Below are 7,226 nucleotides of genomic sequence, written 5' to 3'. Positions count from 1 at the left end.
AGCACCGGCGCCGCGGTGCGCTTGTTGAACGGCCCGCGGTACGCGTCCTCGTCCTGGACCGTCCACGTCTTGCGGGCGCACATGGCGTCGCCCCAGCCCCAGGCGCGGCCGAAGTACGGCGCCCGTTCGTCGGCCCGGGCGGTCAGCTCTGGCCACAGGGCGGCGTCCGCCGGGTGCAGGCCATCGGTGCAGATGACGGCCGCGCCCATCTCGGCGCCGTTGAAGTACGGGAAGTCCCGGCCGGGCCGCTGGCCGCGCTCGGCGAGCTTCTCGTTGAGCCGCTTCGCCGCCGCCGCGCGGCGATCCGCGTCCGAGCCCGGGTCGGTCAGCACCAGCAGGTCGTCCACCATGAAGCCGATGCCCTCGTACGCGAACGGGCCGTACAGGTTGCCCAGCGCGCTCCCGACGAAGTCGGAGTACCGGAAGTAGTACTTGCCGGCCGGGTCCTCCAGCTCGAGGGGCTCGGCGCGCAGCCGGTCGGCGACCGTCTCGAAGTCGGCGGCGAACCGCCCGGCCTGCGGGCACAGCTCCGGCCCGGCGGCGTCGCAGCGCTCGAAGATCTCGCTGAGCGCCTTGAACGCGCCGTCCGCGCTGCGCAGCCGGTCGTCGAGCGTCATGTCCTTCGTCTGCTGGTTGCCGACCCAGCTCTGCGGGTTGAGCACGCCGTCGACGGTGATCGCGCGGAACCGGTCGGGGAACATGTTCGCGTAGTACTGCCCGATCGCGGTGCCGTAGCTGAAGCCCAGGTAGTTGAGCTTGTCGTCACCGACCGCGCGGCGCAGCACCTCCATGTCGCGGACCACCTCGGCGGTGGACATCGACCCGGACAGCGGCTTGCCGGTGGTCGAGCAGGACTTGCCGAGCTCGCGGGCCGAGTTGACGTACGCGGCCGTCTCCTCCTCGGTCCACGGGAAGAACACGTTCATCCCGGCCAGCTTCTCGGTCTGCTCCCGGGTGTTCCTGAAGCACTTGACCTCGTCGCTGTAGGCGAGGCCCCGCGGGTCGAAGCCGACCACGTCGAACCGGTCCATCACCTCCGAGCCCAGCCAGAACGGCGCGCCCAGAGCCATGTCGGTGCCGGGGCCGCCGGGCCCGCCCGGGTTCACGAACAGGGTGCCGATCTTGTTCGCCTGGTCGCGGGCCTTGACCCGCAGCACGGCGATCTCGACCGTCGGGCCGTTCGGCCGGTCGTAGTCCAGCGGCAGGTCGACGGTGTCGCACTCGGCCCACTCGTAACAGGCGTACCAGTTGAGCCGCGGGGTCGGGACGCGGTCGACGCGGCGGGCCTCGACGGCGCTGGTCTGTGCGGCGGGCGCGGCGGCGGCCGCCGCGGTGGTCGGCACGGCCACCGCTCCGGTGAGGAGGAGGCCCGCGATCAACATCCGTGTTGCTCGCATGCAGTTGCCCTTTCGTCGGGTGGGTCACCGGCGGGCGCCGATGACGTCGCTCGATGAACAGCGACCTCGCCGACCGTACGAAACGTTGACAACCATGGATCTTTGGGCGCTCGCCGTGCCTCCGCGTGCCCGGGGTCCCCAGCAACGTAGGCTGCGGTTGGGTAGAACAGGGAGGCTCAACCGTGTTCAGTCGCGTCGCCATCGTCAATCGCGGAGAAGCCGCGATGCGGCTCATCCACGCAGTGCGGGATCTTTCGGCCGAAACCGGGACACGGATCGAGACCGTCGCGCTCTACACCGACCTCGACCGGACCGCGACCTTCGTCCGCGAGGCGGACATCGCCTACGACCTGGGCCCCGCCTCCGCGCGCCCGTACCTCGACCACGCCGTGCTCGAGCGGGCGCTGGTCGAGACCAAGGCCGACGCGGTGTGGGTGGGCTGGGGCTTCGTCGCCGAGGACCCGGCCTTCGCCGACCTGTGCGAGAAGATCGGGGTCACCTTCGTCGGCCCGTCCGCGGAGGCGATGCGCCGCCTCGGCGACAAGATCGGCTCCAAGCTGATCGCGGAGGAGGTCGGCGTCCCGGTCGCCCCGTGGAGCCGCGGTGAGGTTGCCACGCTGGAGGACGCGCTGCGCCACGGCGGCGAGATCGGCTATCCGCTGATGCTCAAGGCCACGGCCGGTGGTGGCGGGCGCGGCATCCGCAAGGTCACCTCGCCCGACGAGCTCGCCGACGCGTACGAGCGCACCAGCCAGGAGGCGCTGCGCGCCTTCGGCTCCGGCGTGGTCTTCCTGGAGCGTCTGGTCTCCGGCGCCCGGCACGTCGAGGTGCAGGTCATCGCCGACGGCCAGGGCACCGCGTGGGCGCTGGGCGTCCGCGACTGCTCGGTGCAGCGGCGCAACCAGAAGATCATCGAGGAGTCCGCGTCCCCGGTGCTCTCGGCCGAGCAGTCCGCCGAGCTGAAGGCGTCGGCCGTGCGGCTGGTGCTCGCCGTGGGCTACCGCGGCGCCGGCACGGTCGAGTTCCTCTACCACCCGGGCGAGAAGCTGTTCGCCTTCCTCGAGGTCAACACCCGCCTGCAGGTCGAGCACCCGATCACCGAGATCACCACCGGCACCGACCTGGTCAAGCTCCAGCTGCACGTAGCGTCCGGCGGCCGGCTCGAGGGCCCGCCGCCGCAGGAGCTCGGCCACGCCGTCGAGGCGCGGCTCAACGCCGAGGACCCCGACCGTGATTTCGCGCCGTCGCCCGGCCGCATCAGCCGCCTGGCGCTGCCGGCCGGCCCCGGGATCCGGGTGGACACCGGCGTCAGCGAGGGCGACAACATCCCGGCCGCCTTCGACTCGATGATCGCGAAGATCATCGCGTACGGCCGCGACCGCGACGAGGCGCTGGCCCGGCTGCGGCGGGCGATGTCCGAGACCACGGTGATCATCGAGGGCGGCGCCACCAACAAGAGCTTCGTGCTCGACCTGCTCGACCAGCCCGAGGTGATCGAGGCGAGCGCCGACACGGGCTGGATCGACCGGGTACGCGCCGAGGGCCGCCTGGTCAACCACCGGCACTCGGCGGTCGCACTGGCGGTGGCCGCCATCGAGGCGTACGAGGACGAGGAGGAGGTCAGCCGCCGGCGCCTGCTCGAGACCGCGTACGGCGGGCGTCCCCAGGCCCGGCACGACACCAGCCGCCCCCTCGACCTCAAGCTGCGCGGCGCGAGCTACAAGGTGCACGTCGCCCGGATCGGTCCGTCCACGTTCCGGGCCGGCCTCTCCGCCGGCGCCGAGACCCACTTCGCGCACGTCGAGTTCGAGCGTTTCGACGCGCACAGCGGCCAGACCGTCGTCAACGGGCACCGGTTCAGGCTGGTGTCGGCGACCCACGGCCCGATCCACCTGGTCGAGGTCGACGGCGTCACCCACCGGGTCAGCCGCGACGAGGGCGGTGTCGTCCGCTCGCCCGCACCGGCGCTGGTGGTCGCGACCCCGGCCGCGGTCGGCGACGAGGTGGAGTCGGGCGCGCCCATCGTCGTGCTGGAGAGCATGAAGATGGAGAACGTGCTGCGCGCGCCGTTCCGGGCGCGGATCCGCGAGCGTCCGGTCTCGGTGGGCAGCCAGGTCGAGACCGGCACGCCGCTGCTGCGCCTGGAGCCGCTGGGCGACGACGACGAGGCGCAGACCGCGGGCGCCGCGGCCGGGGTCATCGACCTGCCCGCCGAGGCGGGGCCGGCGCCGGCGGCCGAGCGGGCCGAGCGTGGCCTGCGCGATCTGCGCGGCCTGGTGCTCGGGTACGACGTGGACCGCCGCGACCGCACGCGGGTGCTGTCCGCGTACCTGACCGCCCGCGAAGAGCTGGGCAACCGCCCGCTGTCCGGCGAGCTCGACCTGCTGACCGTCTTCGCCGATGTGCTGGAGCTCAGCCGCAACAAGCCCGCCGGCGACACCGAGATCGAGCCGGGCAACCCGGTGCACAGCCCGCGCGAGTTCTTCCACAGCTACCTGCAGAGCCTCGACGCCGAGCGGGCCGGCCTGCCGGAGCGGTTCCAGGACAGGTTGCGCCTCGTGCTCGCCCACTACGGCGTCGAGAGTCTGGACCGCACGCCCGCGCTGGAGGAGGCGGTCTTCCGCATCTTCCTCGCGCAGCAGCGGATGTCGGCCGACGTCGCCGTGGTGTCCGAGATGCTGCGCGAGATGCTCGCCGGCGCGCCGCCACAGGATTCGCTGAGCGAACGGGCCGGTCTCACCCTGGAGCATCTGATCGAGGCCACCCAGGTGCGCTTCCCGGCCGTCACCGACCTGGCCCGCGGTCTGGTCTTCCGCTGGTTCGCGCAGCCGCTGCTGCGGCGCAACCGAGCCAAGGTGTACGCCGCCGTCCGCGACGACCTGCGCCACCTCGACCGGCAGCCGGATTCGCCCGACCGCGCCGACCGGATCCAGGCCATGGTCGCCAGCGCGGAGCCCCTCGTCCGGCTGATCGGCCAGCGGATCGGGCGGCCCGGCCGCGACCACGCGCCGCTGCTCGAGGTGCTGACCCGCCGCTACTACGGCAACCGCCAGCTCTCCGCCGCCTCGGTGCGCGAGGTCGCGGGCTGCCCGTTCGTCATCGCCGAGCACACCGGCGCCGAGGCGCGTACCCGGGTGGCGACCACCGCGGTCGACATCACCCACCTGCCGAATGCTCTCGACGCGATCGCCGCGCTGGCCGCGGACGTCCCGCCGCACGGCCTGGTCGCCGACGTCTACGTGTCGTGGGCGGAGGACTCGGACGCGGACGCGATGGCGGTCCGGCTCGGCGAGATGCTGGCCGCCCACCCGCAGCCGGCGGGCGTACGCCGGATCACCGCGACCGTGGCCGGCGGCAGCGGCTCGATGCACCACCACTTCACCTTCCGGCCTGCTGGGGCGGAGGATCCGGGTCTCGTGGAGGACCGGCTGATCCGCGGCATCCACCCGCAGATCGCCAATCGCCTGCAGCTGCGCCGGCTCAGCGCCTTCGACCTCACCCGGCTGCCGTCCGTGGACGAGGAGATCTACCTCTTCAAGGCGGTGGCGCGCAGCAACCCGGCGGACGAGCGGCTGATCGTGATGGGCCAGGTCCGCGACCTGACGCCGCTGCGCGAGTCCGACGGCCGGCTGGTCGCGCTGCCCGCGGTGGAGGAGGCGATCACCACCGCGCTGGACGCGATGCGCAACATCCAGGCGCAGCGGCCGCAGAACAAGCGGTACGACACCAACCGCATCATGATGTACGTCTGGCCGGCGACCGAGCTCACCATGGAGGAGCTCGACGCGCTGGCCCAGCGCATCCTGCCGACCACCGCGGGCGTCGGGCTGGAGGAGGCGCAGTTCCTGGCCCGCCAGCGCACCAAGAGCGGCGACCTGGTCGACGTCGCGGTCACCATCACCATCGACCCGAGCAACGGCGCGACGGTGCACGTCGGCGAGCCGTCGGACGAGCCGGTGCAGCCGCTGGACGACTACCGGATGAAGGTGCTGCGGGCGGCGCGGCGCGGCAACATCTACCCGTACGAACTGACCGGCATGCTGGGCGACTTCGTCGAGCACGACTTCGACGGCGACGGTGTCCTCGTACCCGTGGACCGCCCGAAGGGCCGCAATTCGGCGGCCCTCGTGGCCGGTGTCGTGACCACCCCGACGCGGCGCCACCCCGAGGGGGTGACCCGCGTCGTCCTGCTCGGCGACCCGACGAAGGCGCTCGGGGCGCTCGCCGAGCCGGAGTGCGCCCGGGTGATCGCCGCCCTCGACCTCGCCGAGCGGATGCGGGTGCCGCTGGAGTGGTACGCGCTCTCGGCCGGCGCGCGCATCTCGATGAACTCCGGCACCGAGAACATGGACTGGGTCGCGGCCGCGCTCAAGCGGATCGTCACCTTCACCCAGGACGGCGGCGAGATCAACATCGTCGTGGCCGGCATCAACGTCGGCGCCCAGCCGTACTGGAACGCCGAGGCCACCATGCTGATGCACACCAAGGGCATCCTGGTGATGACCCCGGACTCGGCGATGGTGCTCACCGGCAAGCAGTCGCTCGACTTCTCCGGCGGCGTGTCCGCGGAGGACAACTACGGCATCGGCGGATACGACCGGGTGATGGGCCCGAACGGGCAGGCGCAGTATTGGGCGCCGACCCTGCCGGCCGCCCGGGACGTGCTGATGGCCCACTACGACCACACGTACGTGGTGCCCGGCGAGACCGCGCCGCGCAGGGCGGAGACGACCGATCCGGCCGACCGCGACATCACCGGCTACCCGCACGAGATGGCCGGCAGCGACTTCACCACCGTCGGCCAGATCTTCTCCGCCGAGCACAACCCGGACCGCAAGAAGGCGTTCGACATCCGCACCGTGATGCGCGCCGTGTCCGATCAGGATCACCCGGTGCTGGAGCGCTGGGCCGGCATGGCCGACGCCGAGACGGCGGCGGTGCAGGACGTCCACATCGGCGGCCGGCCGGTCTGCCTGATCGGGATCGAGTCCAAGTCGGTGCCGCGGCGCGGTTTCCCGCCGACCGACGGACCGGACACGTACACCGCCGGCACGCTCTTCCCGCGGTCCTCGAAGAAGACCGCGCGGGCGATCAACTCGGCGTCGGGCAACCGGCCGCTGGTGGTGCTGGCGAACCTGTCCGGTTTCGACGGCTCACCGGAGTCGATGCGCAAGCTTCAGCTGGAGTACGGCGCGGAGATCGGCCGGGCCATCGTGAACTTCGCCGGCCCCATCGTGTTCGTGGTGATCTCCCGCTATCACGGCGGCGCGTTCGTGGTGTTCTCCAAGGCGCTCAACCCGTCGATGACCGTGCTCGCGCTGGAGGGCTCGTACGCCTCGGTGCTCGGCGGCGCGCCCGCCGCGGCCGTGGTGTTCTCCGGCGAGGTGAACAACCGCACCGCCACCGACCCCAGGGTGACGGGCCTGCAGGCGCAGATCTCCGCGGCGACCGGGGCCGAGCGGTCGGCCCTCAACGCACGGCTCGCGGAGGAGCAGTCCGCGGTCCGGGCGGAGAAGCTGGGGGAGGTGGCCGCGGAGTTCGACCGCGTGCACAGCATCGAGCGGGCGGTCGAGGTCGGCTCGGTGGACGCCATCGTGCGCGCCGCCGAGCTGCGGCCGCGCATCATCGAGGCGATCGAGCGCGGCCTGGGCTCGAACTGACCGGTCGATCGGGCAGGAGGGCTTTTCGCATCGTGGCCGCCAGCCACTGTCGAAAGGCCTGCTCGGTCCAGCCGCGCTGCGACACCAGAGCCGTGTAGAGCCCCGGGTCGTTGTAGATCCACAGGATGTCCGTCGCGGTGTCCGCGTCGAGCTCCGGCGCGAGCGGGCC

2 protein-coding genes and 1 pseudogene are annotated in these 7,226 nt (G+C 72.2%); 1 reads left to right on the top strand and 2 read right to left on the bottom strand.

Features of this window, described 5'->3' with window-relative positions; all coding sequences use genetic code 11:
• Window positions 1-1,397, bottom strand: a 1,397-nt coding sequence (locus AB0M20_RS19060; protein WP_364299795.1) for an alpha/beta hydrolase, incomplete at its 3' end; no start/stop codon positions are given.
• Window positions 1,398-1,579: 182 nt separating this feature from the next.
• On the opposite strand from AB0M20_RS19060, the gene AB0M20_RS19055 reads away from it, so the two are divergent.
• Entirely contained in the window at window positions 1,580-7,057 is a 5,478-nt protein-coding gene (locus tag AB0M20_RS19055; protein ID WP_364299793.1) for a biotin carboxylase N-terminal domain-containing protein, read from the top strand.
• On the opposite strand, the pseudogene AB0M20_RS19050 reads toward AB0M20_RS19055, so the two are convergent.
• A pseudogene (locus tag AB0M20_RS19050) lies at window positions 7,020-7,226 on the bottom strand (hypothetical protein); the annotation flags it as partial. The gene AB0M20_RS19055 and the pseudogene AB0M20_RS19050 overlap by 38 nt on opposite strands.

It is taken from the genome of Actinoplanes sp. NPDC051633 (genome assembly GCF_040681735.1).
In the GTDB taxonomy this organism is placed as follows: domain Bacteria; phylum Actinomycetota; class Actinomycetes; order Mycobacteriales; family Micromonosporaceae; genus Actinoplanes.
The sequence above is the reverse complement of the archived record's forward strand: the minus strand, read 5'-3'. Positions and strand labels throughout refer to the sequence as shown.